The sequence below is a fragment of the Sphingobacterium sp. GW821-FHT03E03 genome (genome assembly GCF_059420745.1).
Genome location: NZ_JBWKUH010000010.1, coordinates 1 through 15,806 on the forward strand (window position 1 = coordinate 1; position 15,806 = coordinate 15,806).

Below are 15,806 nucleotides of genomic sequence, written 5' to 3' on the forward strand. Positions count from 1 at the left end.
GTTTATATATTTCCCAGGGATTACTGACTCCGTAGCGAAAATGCAGTTCTGGGATCGTGCTCTATGATGACGGTGTATACCTGCTTGCCGCCTAAGCCCTATCTTAGCCATTTTTATTGCAGCTTTTACCCTAGTGATCTTAAACCGAATATACCTGCTATTATGTGAATCTTTCCTGAATAGAAGTAAACTTAGAAGGCGTCTTATTTTCTATAATAGCTAATCTTGCTATAGGCTGGAAAATTTTTGGAGCACAACTTCGAATATATTCCCAGTCACATGCTATGCGAGGATAAGGTTATAGGATATATTGTTGAGGACTAAAGATATGAGATTAAAATAGGAAATTGATAAGAACCGATAAGATTTATTGTTACAAATTATTTCTTCGAGCTTAAACCAGGCAAAAAAAATGTAACACTTAAACAATGGAAATGCATTACATTATCATATGATGTGAGGATTACTCTGCCGATATATAAATGAAAAACAGCTTCTCTAAATTGTCGTTACGTCTGGAGAAGATTTAATAAAGTTCAAAAAATCTATCATGAAAAATCCCCGAATTTAAGATATGGAATGGTTAATTCAGGGATAATTTAGGAATTCTTTGTTAAATAGCATAACGATTAAGAGCCTAGTTTCTAAAAAACTAGGCTCTCTGTTGATCTTGTATAAAAATTAATCTTCTTCAGTATAAAAATCAATAAGAGAAGATATATAGGGATCTTCCCAACCTTCAGCAATATTTTCATAATCTTCATTTGGTATATTGGTCTGTCTAATCTCTAATGAAGTTCCTTTTTTGTGTTCATGTAGCTTTAATGTAACAATGGAAGGGCTGTCAGTTTCTCCAAAATACCATTCTTGCACAATTTTGGTTGAAGGTTCCAATTCCAAGAACCGACCAGTAATTGCACCATCCCACAAAGAAAATTCACCATTTACAGTTGCATCTATTGATACAAGATCGCCAGTCCAAAGGCGGGCCGTAATTTCGGTTGTTAAGGCGAGATACAGTTCTTCTGGTGTCGCCGGGATAATAGCGTATTTCTTGAGATCTTTCATAATGCAAATTTACTCTTTCCCGTAATTTACTAGTTATTTTGACTTCATTTTTATTTATATTATTTTTAGCACAAACTATTAGGACGACATGAGTAATTTTCTGCCAAATTCATTAGTGAAAAAATTAGGTGTAAACCCATTATTCGATACCGCTGAATTTATAAAAGTACATGAGGAAGGCAAGCGAGCAACAGCGATACGGTTAAACCCTCGCAAATTGAAGGAATGTCCATTTTCCAGCGGAGGAACGGTGCCATGGTGCGAGAGCGCTTTTTATCTCAAGGAACGCCCTGTATTCACGCTTGATCCTTTATTTCATGCTGGAGGCTATTATCCCCAAGATGCTTCTTCTATGTTTATAGATCACATTATCCATAAGCTGGAAATAGGATCTAAACCAGTTTATGCATTGGATCTCTGTGCAGCTCCTGGAGGAAAGTCTACTTTGCTAAACAGTAGCTTACATCCTGACAGTCTACTTGTCGCCAATGAGATAATCAAGACCCGCGTGAATATCTTACAAGATAATTTAACAAAATGGGGAAACGTAAATACGGTGGTGACAAATAATGATCCTTCGGCTTTTGACCGATTGCCAGGATATTTTGATATCATGGTGGTAGATGCACCTTGTTCTGGATCAGGTATGTTTAGAAAGGATTCAGATGCAATAGATGAATGGTCAGAAGCAAATGTCAAACTTTGTAGCGAAAGGCAACAAAGAATATTGGCAGAAAGTGTTGCTTCATTGAAAACAGGTGGATACCTCCTTTATTCAACCTGCTCATATTCGGAGGAGGAAAATGAAGATATTGCAGATTGGCTAATAGAAATGGGAGATTTTGAATCTATTGAAATTGCCGTTGATGATAATTGGGGGATTGAGCATACAAAGTCGGGTGGACATGCGGCACATGGCTACCGCTTCTATCCACATAAGTTAGGCGGGGAGGGTTTTTTTATTACAGTTTTAAGGAAAGTTGCAGAGCAAGGTACATTTAATAGAAAAAGGATAAAACCAGAGAAATCGGATGTGCCGAAGGGAATTCTGGACACTTGGATATTGAACGTTGATGAGTTTTTTCCATTTATCCATCATGATGACCTATATATATTCCCCAAAAAGTATGAAAATGATTTGAAATACCTTCAGAATGTACTGTATCTCAAAAATGCTGGAATCAATATTGGAAAACTTAATCGAAAGGAACTCATTCCAAGCCACGCATTGGCTTTAAGTAACGTATTGAATCCTAGCTTCCAAAGCCTTGAACTTTCGCTTGAGGAAGCTCAAAACTATCTTAGAAAGGAGAATGTAATACTAGAGACTATTCCTGCTGCTATCAAAGGTTGGACACTGGCGAGATATAAAGGGCTATCATTAGGCTGGATAAAGGTCTTACCAAATAGGATCAACAATTACTATCCCAAGGAACTAAGAATAGTGAATCTCTAAGAGGTAAGAGGAATTACATACCACTTCGAATTCCAAGAATAAATTATTTTTTCGAGGGAATATGCTGTAAGATAATCGAACAAATATCTTTTGCAACATCTCCCTTCGATTTCAAAGGGAATACGTTGCTTTCGCCCGAACGATTGATAATTGTGACTTTATTTGTATCGGTAGCAAATCCTGCTCCCTGATCCTGCATGGAATTGAGAATGATAAAATCAAGATTCTTTCGGACCAATTTGTCTTTCGCATTTTCGAGCTCGTTGTTTGTTTCTAAAGCAAAACCGATCAGTAATTGTTCTTTCTTCTTTTTGCTTCCTAAAGTGGCAAGAATATCTGTCGTTTTCTTTAACGCAATAGAAAATTCATCCTCTTTCTTCTTTATCTTCTGAGATGCGACTTCAATAGGGGTATAGTCTGCAACTGCAGCACTCATGACAATTATCGTAGCATGATCAAAGTATTTTTCACAAGCTTGAAGCATCTCGGCAGCTGAAGTGACAGGAACAACAGTTATTTGATCAGGATTCGCTAGTGCAGTAGGTCCGGAAACTAATGTTACATCCGCGCCAAGATCTTTTAATTGTCGGGCAATAGCATAGCCCATTTTTCCACTAGAATGATTTCCAATAAAACGTACAGGGTCTATTGCCTCGTAAGTGGGGCCTGCTGATACAAGCGCCTTTTTACCTAATAATGGGAGCTTTTGGTTGGAATAGTTTTCCAGGAAGTGGAAAATTTCCTCTGGTTCAGCGAGACGTCCTTCCCCTATTAATCCACTAGCCAATTCACCTTTTTCAGGAGGGATGATAATGTTACCATAAGCTCCTAGTTTAGCGATATTCGATTGCGAGGAGGGATGCTTCCACATATCCAAATCCATTGCAGGGGCAAAGAAGACGGGGCATTTTGCAGATAAATATACTGCCATCAGTAAGTTATCACAAAGACCATTTGCCATCTTGGCGATGGTGTTTGCTGTTGCTGGGGCTATAAGTATATAATCTGCATTTAAAGCTATTTCCACATGGTTATTCCATTCTCCTGTATCGGGTTGATAATAGTCAACCAAAACAGGGTTTTTGGAAAGTGTAGAAAGTGTAAGCGGTGTAATAAAGGCTGTAGCTTCCGTTGACATAATCACTTTAACCTGGGCATCCGCTTTTACGAGCAGACGAATTAAAGTTGCAATCTTGTATGCGGCGATACTACCGCATACAGCAATTACAATATTTTTCCCAGCTAAAGCCATCGTTTATTTTGCGATTAGTCTTGCTCTTTCGATGGATTTCTGTAGTACACTTTATCGTGTAAAAACTCATCGATTGCTACCAAAGTAGGTTTTGGCATACGCTCGTAGTGTTTAGAAATCTCTATTTGCTCGCGGTTTTCGAATACCTCTTCTAAGTTATCGTTATTACTTGCAAACTCAGCAAGTTTTCCGTTTAGTTCTTCCTTAATATCTACTGCAATTTGATTCGCGCGTTTAGAAATAACTACAATGGATTCATAGAGATTGTCAGTTCCTTTGTCCAATTGTCTTAAGTCACGTGTAACTGTAGAATTTGGAATTGAATTATTATTTTTTTGACTCATCTTTTTGGGTATTTTCTTTTTCTTTTTTCGCCTTTTGTTCTTTGATATATGCTTCTTGCTCAGCAAGAGCTTTATTATATTCTTTCATGTGCGAAACGGCCGTCTTAATTCCTTTTTCAGAATCTTGACGAATAGATTCCGCTTCTTTTATATGTTTGCTATTGGGATAGTTACTCGCAAAGCTACGGTAGTAATCCAATGTTTCGTCATATCTGCTTTCCTGCTTTTGCAAAATACTTTTTGAAGCAAATATATATTGTGCCTTTAGCGTCAAAAATTCAATTTCTTCAGCGTATTTGGTGTCGGGATATTCTTTCAGTACATTTTGCAACGCAATTACAGCCGCTCTATAATCATCATTCAACCCCATATCATAATAGAGTCTAGCATTGGCAAAAGCCTTAAGTTCAAGTTTATCTCTTAACTTTTGAATGAGGTCTGAGGCCTCTTTAGAACGTTCTGATTCTGGATAGAGATTGACAAAAAGCTGTAGGGCATCGATTGCTTTCTTTGTATTTGCCTGATCCAAAGTTGACCGAGGTGAATCCAAATAGTAACAATAAGCATGCATAAAACGACATTCTTCTGCCCGTGGACTGTTCGGATAAACATCTGCAAAGTCCTTAAAGTGATATGCTGCTGAAGTATAATCTTTCAAACGGTAATTGGCAAATGCCAAATAGTAGTAGATATTTTCTGCCTCAGCTTGTCCGCGGAATTTCGTCCGCAAGTCATCAAACAAAACTAATGCCTTTGTATATTTCTTTTTCTCATACAGCTTTACGGCTTCTTCGTACTTTTGAGCGATATTATTGCTTGCGCGCAATTTCTCAAATTTACTCTTGCAACCAGTAAACACCAATAGAAACATCATGCCGGCACAGATAGCCGCTATACGCCTATTTAAAAACATTTTACAAAGATAAGTGAATTTGTTATACTAATCAATTAAATTTTACTGCGCAATATAGTTTAATAATTATTTGATCCCAAAAACAACATTTTTTATTAACATTCTTTAACTCGTTGGATGCAATTTTGTGGCAGTATTGTCATGGACTTGTTGTTTTTCCATTACGCAAGGAGAGGAAAAATATAGATTTTAAAATATTTGATTATCTTTACATGTACAATCATTGAATTTAATAAAGAGTATGACTTTAAAAGAAAAAGTGGAGCAAGCATTGGATACCTTGAGACCTTATTTGGAAACTGATGGCGGAAATGTAAGTGTTGAAGAGATTACTGCAGATAATGTCGTGCGATTAAAACTATTGGGCGCTTGCGCTTCATGTTCAATGAGCATTATGACTTTTAAAGCAGGATTGGAACAAGCTATAAAAAAAGCTGTGCCAGAGGTAACAGCGGTTGAAGCAATTAATCTAACTGATCCAGATTCTCCTGATGCGACCTTGCCGTCGGCCAATTAGTTTATCTATTAACACAATTTAACGGCTAACCCAGCTGCTTTTGTGTAAATTTGTTCTATGAAGTTGCTGATCCCTATATTATTAGTTTTATCTGTATTTTTTGAGTCTTCGACTTTAAAGGCGCAAGAGAGGAAGATTGTCCAATATTCCGGTATTGTAACTACTGTGGGGTCTGGGCTTCCTGTTGGTTATGCTACAGTAACCAATTTATCTTTCCGTAACGAGGCCATTGCGGCGAATAATGAAGGCTATTTTTCTTTCGTAGCTCATGTGGGAGACACACTTCGTTTTTCCTCTATAGGATTCGATCCGCTCATTGTAACTGTACCTGAAGTTGCTGGCGACAAATTTACAGCTAGTATCGTAATGCAAAATTTGGTAACTGAACTGCCAATGGTGACTCCGTATCCCTGGGCAAGTATTGAGGAATTTAATATAGCATTTATGAATTTAGATGTATCTGAGGATCATATTGTACGGGCAAAAAGAACACTTTCCAACGAGTCTTTATCAGCAATGGCTGCCGTAGTACCTCGCGATGGCAACGAGATGCGTTCGATCAATAATGCACAAAGCTTCAATACAATGAATAATAAAGTCATTAACCAACGTTATGCAAATCCGCTATTAAATCCTTTTGCATGGGGAAGTTTAATACAGCAAATAACGAAGGGAAGTCAAAGCCGTTCCAAAAGCTCCCGCTATTAATCTGTTGCTTTGAGCTTGTTCAGCTCTTTTACACTTATCTTTGCTGAAAAATAAGATACTAATCCTGAAATACTGGTAACGGTCAGGAATACCAACATGTAATCGCTCCATCTGCTCACCATAGGATAGCTGTCTAAAATTGCATTTGCACCGTCTTCAACACGTATAATACCATAAGTGGATTGGACGTAATTGAATATAGCACCAATGAATAAACCTAAAATGCAACCAATAATTGCAATCATCAACCCCTCATAGAAGAAGATGCGTTGAATTAAGCTATTGTTACCACCTAAGCTTTTTAGGACTGTCATATCCTTTTGTTTATCCAATACTAACATCGTCAATGACCCTACTATATTAAAAATTGCGATGATACTAATCAATGTTAAAATAAAAAACACAACCCATCTCTCTACACGTACATTTCTGTATAAAGTTGGATTTTGCTCCTCTCTATTTTTAACAACGTAATCTGTGCCCAGCTTGTGTTGAAGATCTTTTTCAAATAGTTTAGCGTCAGTACCTTCCTTGAGATAGAATTCAATAGCAGAAACTCTGTCATATTCGCCGAGTACTTCTTTGGCAAATGAAATTGGTGTAATAACGAAATTGTCAAAGTCCTGTTGGTATCTGAGAACACCTCCTGGACTGATAGCTCTAATATTAAATTCTTCGGCAGGATTAGATGTGTTTTTGACGCCTTTTCTTGGTGAATAAACTTGGATTAAATCGGGGGTATTCTGCATAGAAATACCGAGATTAGCCTGGACACTTGCTCCAAGTATAGCGAGATTAGTTGAATCACGTGAGAGTTGATATACTCCATCCACAAGAATACTATCACCAATACTTTTATTAAGCGATTTGGGCTCGATTCCCTTGATAGTTGAAATATACTGTCGATTTGCATATTGAAGTAATACCTTCTCTTCTAGTACTTCTGTATAATGGATAACATTAGGATTTTTTCTCAACTCATTAAAGACTGATTTATTTGTTGTAAAGAGCTTGCCTTTTTGTGGCTCTATCTTTAGTTCAGGAGCAAATTTGCTATACATAGATATAATAAGCTCCTCCATCCCATTGAAAGAGGACAGGAGTATGATTAATGCGGCACTACTTACCATAACACCTATCACACTAATTGAGGAGATGATATTAATAGCGTTGACCGATTTTTTTGAAAACAGGTATCTCTTGGCAAATAGAAAAGGTAAGTTCATATCTTATCCTTGTATAAATGGATTGGAGTTTTTTTCAAAACCTATTGTCGTTGAAGGGCCATGACCTGGGTAGACAACGGTGTCATCTGGTAAGGTATAAAGTCTTTGCTTAATATTATCTAAAAGCTGCTGATGATTTCCTCCTGGTAGATCAGTGCGGCCAATACTGTTACGGAACAAGACATCTCCACCAATTAGGAATTTTTGAGAAGCGGAGTAAAAACAGATATGCGCCGGTGAGTGGCCGGGTGCCAATATCACTTCCAATTCGTCATTGTCTATTTGTATTTTGTCTCCATCTTTTAGAAATACTTCTCCAATAGGAGAGATGTCATAGCGGAATCCCATTTGCGGAGCATAGTTCTGAACTGCAACCAGCGTAGATAGTTCTCCTTCGTGAAATTGAGGAAGTAGATCAAATTTCTCATGAATAAAATAATTGCCCAAGACATGATCAATGTGACAATGGGTATTCAGTAACAATTGTGGAGTGAGATTATGAAGATCGACAAAGGTTAAAAACTCCACCTGCTCTTTTTCCCCATACATCCCTGGGTCGATAATTAAGGCATTTCCCTCTTCATTATACAACAAATAGGTGTTTTCTTGGTATGGATTGAAAGTGAATGTTCTGATCGTTAGCATAAGGTAAAATTACATTTTTTATTGTTCTCTAAATAGAGAAAGACTAGCTATTCCAAATTTCCCAATTCTTCTCTGCCTGAAGCAGCAACATTTCATACCCATTTTTAGTTCGAGCGCCTTTTTCTTTGCCTTTCTTTAGGAATGTTGTCTCTTCTGGATTATAAATAAGATCATAGAATAGGTGCTTGGCATTGATATGTTCGTACGGTAAAGCCGGAGACTCTGCTATATTGGGAAATGTTCCCACTGGTGAACAATTGATAATTAATGTATATTCAGCTAAAATCGTTTCATCTAATTCCTCATACGTGTAGTTGTCCGTTTGTTTGGTTCTGCTGACGAGCTTGTATTTTATCCCTAATTTATCTAATGTATAGATCACTGCTTTTGCTGCTCCTCCGTTTCCAAGGATTAAAGCGTTTTTGTCATTCTGGTTCAAAAGTGGTTTCAGTGATTCTTCAAATCCATATGCATCCGTGTTATAGCCTTTCAAGTATGAAACGCCGTTTGCTAGATGCGTAATGCGGATACAGTTTACAGCTTGTATTACTTTAGCTTCTTCCGATAGTTCGCTTAAATAATCCATGACCTCTATCTTATATGGAATGGTCACATTTACCCCATAAAAGTCCTTGTTCGTAAATATAGATGGAAAATCCGATATACGTTCAATTGGATATAGGTCATAATCTACATGTTGAATATTTTCTTTCTGAAACTTTTCTAAATAATATTTCTTGGAAAAGGAGTGTCCTAACGGAAATCCTATCAGACCTAATTTTTTCATTGAATGGTTTAATACTTCTTTGGGTGAAAAGGTAAGCTTAATCTAAATGCATTTTATACTCCCAGGCAAGTCTGAAAGATTGCCTGGGAGTATAAAATGCCGTCTACTTTAATTTTTTGGTTTGGTATATTTTTTTACAATTTCAGTGATAATTTGATTTCCTTGCAACTGAGGAAGGTAATCAAAGAGAATGTGATGTTTTTCCGGATTTGTAGCTAAGCCTAGTTCTAAGAAGTTTAAAGCTTCATTGTATTGTCCATTTGCAAATAGATAGGCCACTACACGATAATATAGTTCCGCCGCTTCAGGGTTTTGCGTAATTCCATCTGACATGACATTGATGGCTTCATCAATTTTGCTCTGCTCAAATAGGATTGAAGAGTAATCGAGCCAAGCATCTATATCTGATGGATTTAATGCCACTACTTTTTTATATGCTTCTTCAGCCTGATCAATTTGCTGTAACTTATATCGAGCATCTGCGATTGCAAACCAGTAATCCGGATTTGTGTCTTCTAGTTCCAAAGCCTTTTTATAGAAATGAAGCGACTCAAAGTAACGTTCTTCAAAATCCAATGTAACACCAATACCAAACCATGCGTCTGCAAGCTCGGCGTCTAACTTTACAGCCTTTTTATAGTAGTTTCGAGCTTCTTCCATTTGTTCAAGCTTCTCGTAACACTCACCTATAGCACAATAGGTATCCGCACTGGGTTGTTCGTATTCAAAGGTCTGTTTGTATACGTCCAATGCCTCCTGATAGCGATCTAAGTTGACCAGTGCATTTCCTTTATTGAAATAAGCAGATGAGAAGTCTTCCTTGATTAATATGGCATAGTCATATGCATCTAATGCTTCTTCGAATTTGCTTATTTTATGATAGGAATTACCTAGATTATACCAAGCATAATACGAATAAGGGTCTGAGTCAATATATTTTTTATAGAAAGATATACTTTCTTCTTGCCTGTCAAGTACATCATAGCAATAAGCTAGCTCATAGAGTGCTTCTTGATAGTCCATATTGAGTTCAAGCGCCTTCTTTAAATAGACAATAGCTTTATCATAGTTCATTTGCGCTTGAAAAATCATGGCAATATGAAAATAAACCTCATCTTTATTGTCTAATAAGAGCAATGCTTTGAATAATTGATCTAATGCTTCATCAAATTGTCCTATGCTCCCCAAAATACCGCCTCTAATTAAGAATATATCTCCTTCTGAAGCTTCCAGTAGTTCTGCTTTATCCAAGGCCGCTAAAGCATTCTGATACTGTTGAATTGTTGAAAACAATTGTGCTTGCTTCAACAAAAAAGTAATATCAAAGGGATGCTGGCTGATTGCAAATTCGGTCACTTGTAGTGCCTTTACAGGGTCATTTTTTTCAGCATAGTAGTCTATTATTCCTTCGAAAGCCTTGGAGTCAAAAAAATACTGATCCTCGTTTCGAAGCATTTCCTCATATCTGTCCACCGAGATTTTTCTTTCTTCGGGGTTTTCAAATTCAAAATCCTCTTCCATTCTCAAAAGTTTAAAACCAGTATTCTGTTCCTTAAATCAAAATACTAATTTCTTATCTAATTTGCTTGAATAAATTTTCCACAAATTGGATATCATCCACAAAGTTAAGGATAAATACTGTCAAAGTAAAAAAGCCGGCTCTAGAGCCGGCTTTTAATATAATGGTATAAGTTATATACAATTATTTTTTGATCTCAACACGACGGTTTTGAACACGACCTTCTTCAGTTGAATTAGACGCGATTGGGTTTTTCTCTCCGTAACCGTTAGCAGTGATGCTTGATGAAGAAACACCAGCATTTACCAAGTATTGTTTTACAGAGTTAGCACGGTCTTTAGACAAAGTCACGTTGTAAGCTTCAGAACCTTCTGCAGATGCATAACCGTCTAAAGTTACAGATGAATTATTGTCACGTACTTCTTTAGCCAATTTATCTAAAGTTGAGTAAGAAGAAGTTTTCAATACTGAGCTATCAAATTCGAATTGAATTGGAGCATAATAACCGTTGCTGTTGTTTTCAATAACTTGAGGCTCTGGGAATTTGATTGGACATCCTGAACCATCTACTGGAGTACCAGCTGGAGTACCAGGGCATTTGTCAAATTTGTCAGATACACCGTCACCGTCAGCATCAGCGCTTAATGTGTTAACAGTACCTTCTAAAGTGCTTACGCGTTGTTTCAATGCTTCAACTTCGTTTCTCAATGAAGGATCTTTCAACTCATCATACATTGTAGCTACTGGGTTAGCAAAAGTCAAGTTTTGTTTGTCTTTTGAACCTAAAGTGAATTCTAAACCACCGTATACGTTAGAGAAACGTTGTTTTGTAGTTCCGTTTCTACCAGGTCCATACAATAATGCCTCATCAGTGAAATTCATTGTGTAACCTAAGTTCAAGGCAACAACTTCAGATAATTTGAATTTAGCACCAACACCTACAGGAACGATCATACCTAAACGGTAATCTTTGTCGCGTGGGTTAGAAGGAGAACGGTCACCAAGGATATCTTCACCCCATTTTTGATCGTAAACAACAGTTCCACCGAACTCATTGTTAGAGAATTGAGTTGGGTTATAAGCGAAAGCACCAATACCTACTTTAGCGTAGAAATTAACAGCATTTTCTCTTCTTAAGAAATCGATTGTACCCAATTGGAATACACCGTTTAAGCTAGCAGCCCAGTTTACTTTTGTTTCAGCAGATTGAGCGCGACCTAAATTTGAACCAGAACCAGCTTCGAAAGCAGGACCAGACTCGTTGTGGTTGTAAGTTTTGATCTTACCACGGTTAGCTTCAACTTCTAAACCGAAAAGGTGAGAGAATTGTTTACGTACTGTTAAACCATAGTACTCACCAACTTTGTTTTGGAAATAACCAACTTTTTGACCAAAGTTATTGTTACCACCAATTAAAGCATTAGGCGTAGTGATACCACCTTGAACTCCGATAGACCAAGTTCTGTATTGTGATCTACCACCGAATACTTGTTGAGCTTGTGCTGTATCAGCGAAACCTAAAGCGGCAACTAATGTAGCAGCAACAGCTGTTTTTTTAATTGTAGAATAGTTCATACTCTTGTTTTTAAGGTTATTATTAATTTTAATTGTTTTCAAACTTTGTTGTCTTATTTAATATCTGGAACAGTACAATTGCCGTGCCAAAGTCTTAAAATTATGTTAAATTTTTAAATTTCTGATATTTCGTACTAAATTAAGTATTTAATGTGAAACAACAAAACAAAAATTCGGTACGAAAATACCAAATTTTTGTTTTGTTTCAATAGCTTTTAGAAAAAAATTAAGAAATTCTTTCTAAAGTAAATAATGTACAATGACTAAAGAGAGTCCTCCAAGCAGAGCCGATACTGGAATTGTCAATACCCAAGCCCATAATAAACTAATCGTTACCCCCCAGCGCACTGCTGAAACACGCTTAACAACTCCGACACCAATAATGGCTCCTGTAATGGTATGTGTTGTTGAAGCTGGGATTCCGAAATGCTCAGTTATACCTAATGTTACCGCTCCTGCAGATTCCGCACAAACTCCTTCTAATGGTGTCACTTTCGTAATTTTAGTACCCATTGTCTTAACAATTTTCCAGCCTCCACTCATTGTTCCAGCTGCAATAGCTGCGTAACACGTTAAGGGAATCCATTCGGGCATATGTTCGGTATTTTGCATGTAGCCACCAGCTACCATAGCTACAAGGATAATTCCCATTACTTTTTGTGCATCATTACCACCATGCGCAAAACTCAAGGCTGCAGATGAAACCAATTGTAATACTTTAAACCATTTTTCAGCAACACTAGGCCGTGAGTTTTTAGCTAAATTGATTACAATGAGTGTAATGATAATAGATATGGTCATACCGATGATCGGTGCAAAAACGATGAAAGCAATAATTTTTAATGTTGCATCGATATTGATTGCGTGTATAGGATCCGCGCCAAGAATAAAGGCATATGCCATTCCTGATCCAGCAAAGCCTCCAATCAAGGTGTGTGAGGAACTTGATGGTACTCCATAGTACCAAGTGAATAAGTTCCAGCCAATTGCTGCGAGCAAGCCCGCAAAGATAACCTCTAAGGTAATATATTCTTCCAATACCGTTTTGGCAATGGTGTTGGCTACTTTGTGATCTGTAAAGTAGAAATAAGCAGCAAAGTTGAATATGGCAGCCCATAATACAGCCATTGCTGGTGTTAGAACTTTTGTTGATACAACTGTCGCAATAGAGTTGGCTGCATCATGGAATCCATTGATGTAGTCAAATGCAATTGCTAAGACAATCACAACAACGAGTAATGTTGACATCATAATCTCGTAGAATTTTTATGCACTTATGATCGAATGATTATGCGTTTTTAACTAGAATACTTTCTAATACATTAGCAACATCCTCGCATTTGTCTGTTGCATCTTCCATTGCGGATAACACTTCTTTGTGTTTGATCAATGAAATAGCGTCTTTTTCAAATTCAAAAAGATCGGCTACTGCCTTATCAAAAATATAGTCTGCTTTATTTTCTACACTATTGATACGCACACAAGAATCTGTGATATTGCGAATGTTTTTTAAATCCCGAAGTTCGTGGATTGCTTTTGAAACATGTTCAGTAGCTTCCACCAGTAGATCCGCGATTTCTATCATTGGTTCTGTTGCTTTTTCTACCTTGTATAAGTCCATTCTATTAGCCGCACCGTGGATAAAATCGGCTACATCGTCCAAAGAACTTGCTAAGGAGTGTATATCTTCGCGGTCAAAAGGTGTAATGAAATTTTTACCTAGCTCCAAGTGAATTTGATGTGTGATGTTGTCGCCTTTGTGCTCCAAGTCTTCCATCTTACGTGTGAACTCTTTCTTCTTTTCTGGATTGTTTGAGTTAACAATATCTTTTAACAATTGAGACATTTCGATCAAATTGTTGCCGGCTTGTTCAAACAAAGGGAAGAATTTTTTGTCCTTTGGAACGAAGTATTGAAAAATGCTATTTAAAGACATATCTTAAATTTATTTTTGCAAAAATAACACCCTAATGTTAAGTTAATGTTAACATTGGTTTTGTTTAAACACAAAAGTGTCATCAATTGTTTAATCTCCGACCTGAACTTTTTGCAAAGTAAAGCCAAAAGTGGTTCCAATGCCCTCTGTACTACGGACATTAACATTCTGTTGATGCGCTTCAACAATATGTTTGACAATCGCAAGACCTAAGCCCGATCCGCCAATATCTCTTGAGCGACTTTTATCTGTGCGGAAGAATCGCTCGAATACCCGGCTCAGATTTTTTTCTTCGATACCATAACCGTCATCCGTGATTTCTATTAAGACCTGTTCAAAAAGTGGAAAAATTTTGATTTTGGTGGTACCTCCCTCTTTTCCGTATTTGAGTGAGTTATCGATAAGGTTATACAATACTTGATGTATTTTATTGCGATCTGCTTTAACCCAATGTGGCGTGCCGGTTTTAGGTTTGAACTCGATCTTAATATTATGATGTTTGGCTTTGTCTTCCAATGAATATGAGGTGTCTTTGATAAGATCTACAATGTCAAATTTTTCAATATTCAATACCATTTTACCTGATTCCAGTTTGGATATTTCATCTAAATCTTGAATGAGGTAATTCAATCTGTCAAGGTTTCGAGCAGCTTTGTCTAAGAAATTCTTTGCCATTTCCATGTCTTCTTCCATTAGCCCATCTTGTAATGTCTCGATATACCCTTGGGTAGCAAAGAGGGGTGTTTTGAATTCATGGGATATATTGGAAAGGAATTCACGCCTAAATTTTTCCTGCGATTTCAGTTGTTCAATTTCATTTTTTTTATCTTTTGCCCAAGCCTTTACGTCGTTTTCTGCATCTGTAATGGGATCTTCACTGACATGTTCACCAATCGCATCTTTAAGATCCTTACCGAGTTTTAGATTGTGAATCAATTTATACATGGTATTAAGACGGCGGTAGATGTATTTCTCGAACAGGTAGTTGAATAGAAGAAAACAAATGACCAAGGCTACAAAAAAAATAATCAGTGCAGTCTGAAGGTCATGTTTATAATAAAAGCTGATAGTGGATATTGCAATGCCAACACCAGCGGAGTTTGCTAATAATAATTGTCTAAAATTCATTTGTTGAATAAAAAAGGCCCCTAATTGGAGCCTAAGTTACTTATAATGATATTAATAAATTGTTAAAATTTTCCGATAACGGTTTTGGCTCCGGTAACTTTATCACCAATATTCACATTGATCTCTGTTCCCAGAGGCAGGAATAGATCCACACGTGAGCCAAATTTGATAAAGCCGAACTCGTTGCCCTGAACAACCTGATCATTTTCCTTTACATACCAAACAATACGACGGGCCAACGCGCCAGCAATTTGACGGAAAAGAACTTCCCTGCCTGTTTTGTCTTTTACGACAACAGTGGTTCTTTCATTGTCTGTCGATGATTTTGGATGCCAAGCAACCAAGAATTTCCCAGGATGATATTTGAAGAAAGTCACCAAACCACTGATTGGATTTCGGTTCACATGCACATTGATGGGTGACATGAAAATAGAGACCTGTATCCTTCTGTCATGAAAATATTCATTTTCTTCGGTTTCTTCGATGACTACAACTTTTCCGTCAGCAGGACATAAGATTGTGCCATCTTGTGGAATCACTACTTTCTTAGGACTTCTAAAAAACTGAACAACTGTAATGAATAGGAATGCTGAAAGGGCATAAATAAACCATTTTACAAACTGCGGTGCATCATAATAGTCCGCAACGGCATTGATGATAAAGATAAAAAGTACAGCAATCGCTAATGTGGTATATCCTTCTTTATGGAATTTCATATCTATTTATTTCTGC

The 15,806-nt window shown here is 37.1% G+C and carries 16 protein-coding genes; 3 read left to right on the top strand and 13 right to left on the bottom strand.

Going from position 1 to position 15,806, the window contains the following annotated elements; translation table 11 throughout:
- Nucleotides 1-681 precede the first annotated feature (681 nt).
- Nucleotides 682-1,068 carry an SRPBCC domain-containing protein gene (locus AC07UV_RS12840; protein ID WP_495184048.1) on the bottom strand — a complete coding sequence of 129 codons (387 nt, stop codon included), beginning with the start codon at nucleotides 1,066-1,068 and terminating at the stop codon, nucleotides 682-684.
- 88 nt (nucleotides 1,069-1,156) lie between these two features.
- Between AC07UV_RS12840 and AC07UV_RS12845 the strand changes: the two genes are divergently transcribed.
- Complete coding sequence (locus AC07UV_RS12845) at nucleotides 1,157-2,524, top strand: methyltransferase RsmF C-terminal domain-like protein (RefSeq protein ID WP_495184049.1); 1,368 nt, start codon at nucleotides 1,157-1,159, stop codon at nucleotides 2,522-2,524.
- A 43-nt stretch (nucleotides 2,525-2,567) separates the two neighbouring features.
- On the opposite strand, the gene coaBC is transcribed toward AC07UV_RS12845, so the two are convergent.
- Genes coaBC through AC07UV_RS12860 form a run of 3 tightly spaced genes read right to left on the bottom strand, consistent with a single transcriptional unit; the run spans nucleotide 2,568 to nucleotide 5,033 of the window.
- Entirely contained in the window at nucleotides 2,568-3,776 is a 1,209-nt protein-coding gene (coaBC, locus tag AC07UV_RS12850; protein ID WP_495184050.1) for a bifunctional phosphopantothenoylcysteine decarboxylase/phosphopantothenate--cysteine ligase CoaBC, read from the bottom strand.
- A 14-nt stretch (nucleotides 3,777-3,790) separates the two neighbouring features.
- Entirely contained in the window at nucleotides 3,791-4,120 is a 330-nt protein-coding gene (locus AC07UV_RS12855; RefSeq protein ID WP_075990346.1) for a DNA-directed RNA polymerase subunit omega, read from the bottom strand.
- On the bottom strand, nucleotides 4,104-5,033 hold the full coding sequence (locus AC07UV_RS12860; protein ID WP_282251540.1) for an outer membrane protein assembly factor BamD: 930 nt from the start codon (nucleotides 5,031-5,033) through the stop codon (nucleotides 4,104-4,106). The genes AC07UV_RS12855 and AC07UV_RS12860 overlap by 17 nt, the downstream gene beginning before the upstream one ends.
- Nucleotides 5,034-5,274: 241 nt before the next feature.
- Between AC07UV_RS12860 and AC07UV_RS12865 the strand changes: the two genes are divergently transcribed.
- Together AC07UV_RS12865 and AC07UV_RS12870 are read left to right on the top strand one after the other, a co-directional pair.
- Entirely contained in the window at nucleotides 5,275-5,550 is a 276-nt protein-coding gene (locus tag AC07UV_RS12865) for a NifU family protein (protein WP_028070934.1), read from the top strand.
- A 57-nt stretch (nucleotides 5,551-5,607) separates the two neighbouring features.
- The gene (locus tag AC07UV_RS12870) at nucleotides 5,608-6,258 is read left to right on the top strand and encodes a hypothetical protein (RefSeq protein WP_282251542.1); all 651 of its coding nucleotides are present in this window, start codon (nucleotides 5,608-5,610) and stop codon (nucleotides 6,256-6,258) included.
- Here AC07UV_RS12870 and AC07UV_RS12875 read toward each other — a convergent pair.
- The 9 genes from AC07UV_RS12875 to AC07UV_RS12915 all read right to left on the bottom strand — a co-directional run bounded on the left by AC07UV_RS12875 (nucleotide 6,255) and on the right by AC07UV_RS12915 (nucleotide 15,790).
- A complete protein-coding gene (locus AC07UV_RS12875) occupies nucleotides 6,255-7,484 on the bottom strand; it encodes an FtsX-like permease family protein (RefSeq protein ID WP_495184051.1) in 1,230 nt (409 codons plus the stop codon). The two genes, AC07UV_RS12870 and AC07UV_RS12875, sit on opposite strands and share 4 nt — an antisense overlap.
- Nucleotides 7,485-7,487: 3 nt before the next feature.
- Nucleotides 7,488-8,129, bottom strand: a complete 642-nt coding sequence (locus tag AC07UV_RS12880; protein WP_282251544.1) for an MBL fold metallo-hydrolase — start codon at nucleotides 8,127-8,129, stop codon at nucleotides 7,488-7,490.
- A gap of 43 nt (nucleotides 8,130-8,172) precedes the next feature.
- Complete coding sequence (locus tag AC07UV_RS12885; RefSeq protein ID WP_495184052.1) at nucleotides 8,173-8,916, bottom strand: shikimate dehydrogenase family protein; 744 nt, start codon at nucleotides 8,914-8,916, stop codon at nucleotides 8,173-8,175.
- 108 nt (nucleotides 8,917-9,024) lie between these two features.
- Nucleotides 9,025-10,437, bottom strand: coding sequence for a tetratricopeptide repeat protein (locus AC07UV_RS12890; RefSeq protein ID WP_495184053.1), 1,413 nt, complete (start codon nucleotides 10,435-10,437; stop codon nucleotides 9,025-9,027).
- A gap of 181 nt (nucleotides 10,438-10,618) precedes the next feature.
- The gene (locus AC07UV_RS12895) at nucleotides 10,619-12,052 is read right to left on the bottom strand and encodes an OmpA family protein (RefSeq protein ID WP_495184054.1); all 1,434 of its coding nucleotides are present in this window, start codon (nucleotides 12,050-12,052) and stop codon (nucleotides 10,619-10,621) included.
- Between the two features lie 198 nt (nucleotides 12,053-12,250).
- The gene (locus AC07UV_RS12900; RefSeq protein WP_282251549.1) at nucleotides 12,251-13,261 is read right to left on the bottom strand and encodes an inorganic phosphate transporter; all 1,011 of its coding nucleotides are present in this window, start codon (nucleotides 13,259-13,261) and stop codon (nucleotides 12,251-12,253) included.
- Nucleotides 13,262-13,298: 37 nt separating this feature from the next.
- Nucleotides 13,299-13,946 (bottom strand): DUF47 domain-containing protein, encoded by a 648-nt coding sequence (locus AC07UV_RS12905; RefSeq protein ID WP_104383452.1) that lies wholly within the window; start codon nucleotides 13,944-13,946, stop codon nucleotides 13,299-13,301.
- Nucleotides 13,947-14,036: 90 nt separating this feature from the next.
- The gene (locus AC07UV_RS12910; protein ID WP_495184055.1) at nucleotides 14,037-15,074 is read right to left on the bottom strand and encodes a sensor histidine kinase; all 1,038 of its coding nucleotides are present in this window, start codon (nucleotides 15,072-15,074) and stop codon (nucleotides 14,037-14,039) included.
- A gap of 62 nt (nucleotides 15,075-15,136) precedes the next feature.
- The gene (locus AC07UV_RS12915) at nucleotides 15,137-15,790 is read right to left on the bottom strand and encodes a phosphatidylserine decarboxylase family protein (RefSeq protein ID WP_257096212.1); all 654 of its coding nucleotides are present in this window, start codon (nucleotides 15,788-15,790) and stop codon (nucleotides 15,137-15,139) included.
- Nucleotides 15,791-15,806: the final 16 nt, after the last annotated feature.

Bases quoted from the DNA above. Each gene is read 5' to 3' on its own strand.
- AC07UV_RS12840 (WP_495184048.1), bottom strand. From the start codon at position 1,068: ATGAAAGATCTCAAGAAATACGCTATTATCCCGGCGACACCAGAAGAA.
- AC07UV_RS12845 (WP_495184049.1), top strand. From the start codon at position 1,157: ATGAGTAATTTTCTGCCAAATTCATTAGTGAAAAAATTAGGTGTAAAC.
- coaBC (WP_495184050.1), bottom strand. From the start codon at position 3,776: ATGGCTTTAGCTGGGAAAAATATTGTAATTGCTGTATGCGGTAGTATC.
- AC07UV_RS12855 (WP_075990346.1), bottom strand. From the start codon at position 4,120: ATGAGTCAAAAAAATAATAATTCAATTCCAAATTCTACAGTTACACGT.
- AC07UV_RS12860 (WP_282251540.1), bottom strand. From the start codon at position 5,033: ATGTTTTTAAATAGGCGTATAGCGGCTATCTGTGCCGGCATGATGTTT.
- AC07UV_RS12865 (WP_028070934.1), top strand. From the start codon at position 5,275: ATGACTTTAAAAGAAAAAGTGGAGCAAGCATTGGATACCTTGAGACCT.
- AC07UV_RS12870 (WP_282251542.1), top strand. From the start codon at position 5,608: ATGAAGTTGCTGATCCCTATATTATTAGTTTTATCTGTATTTTTTGAG.
- AC07UV_RS12875 (WP_495184051.1), bottom strand. From the start codon at position 7,484: ATGAACTTACCTTTTCTATTTGCCAAGAGATACCTGTTTTCAAAAAAA.
- AC07UV_RS12880 (WP_282251544.1), bottom strand. From the start codon at position 8,129: ATGCTAACGATCAGAACATTCACTTTCAATCCATACCAAGAAAACACC.
- AC07UV_RS12885 (WP_495184052.1), bottom strand. From the start codon at position 8,916: ATGAAAAAATTAGGTCTGATAGGATTTCCGTTAGGACACTCCTTTTCC.
- AC07UV_RS12890 (WP_495184053.1), bottom strand. From the start codon at position 10,437: ATGGAAGAGGATTTTGAATTTGAAAACCCCGAAGAAAGAAAAATCTCG.
- AC07UV_RS12900 (WP_282251549.1), bottom strand. From the start codon at position 13,261: ATGATGTCAACATTACTCGTTGTTGTGATTGTCTTAGCAATTGCATTT.
- AC07UV_RS12905 (WP_104383452.1), bottom strand. From the start codon at position 13,946: ATGTCTTTAAATAGCATTTTTCAATACTTCGTTCCAAAGGACAAAAAA.
- AC07UV_RS12910 (WP_495184055.1), bottom strand. From the start codon at position 15,074: ATGAATTTTAGACAATTATTATTAGCAAACTCCGCTGGTGTTGGCATT.
- AC07UV_RS12915 (WP_257096212.1), bottom strand. From the start codon at position 15,790: ATGAAATTCCATAAAGAAGGATATACCACATTAGCGATTGCTGTACTT.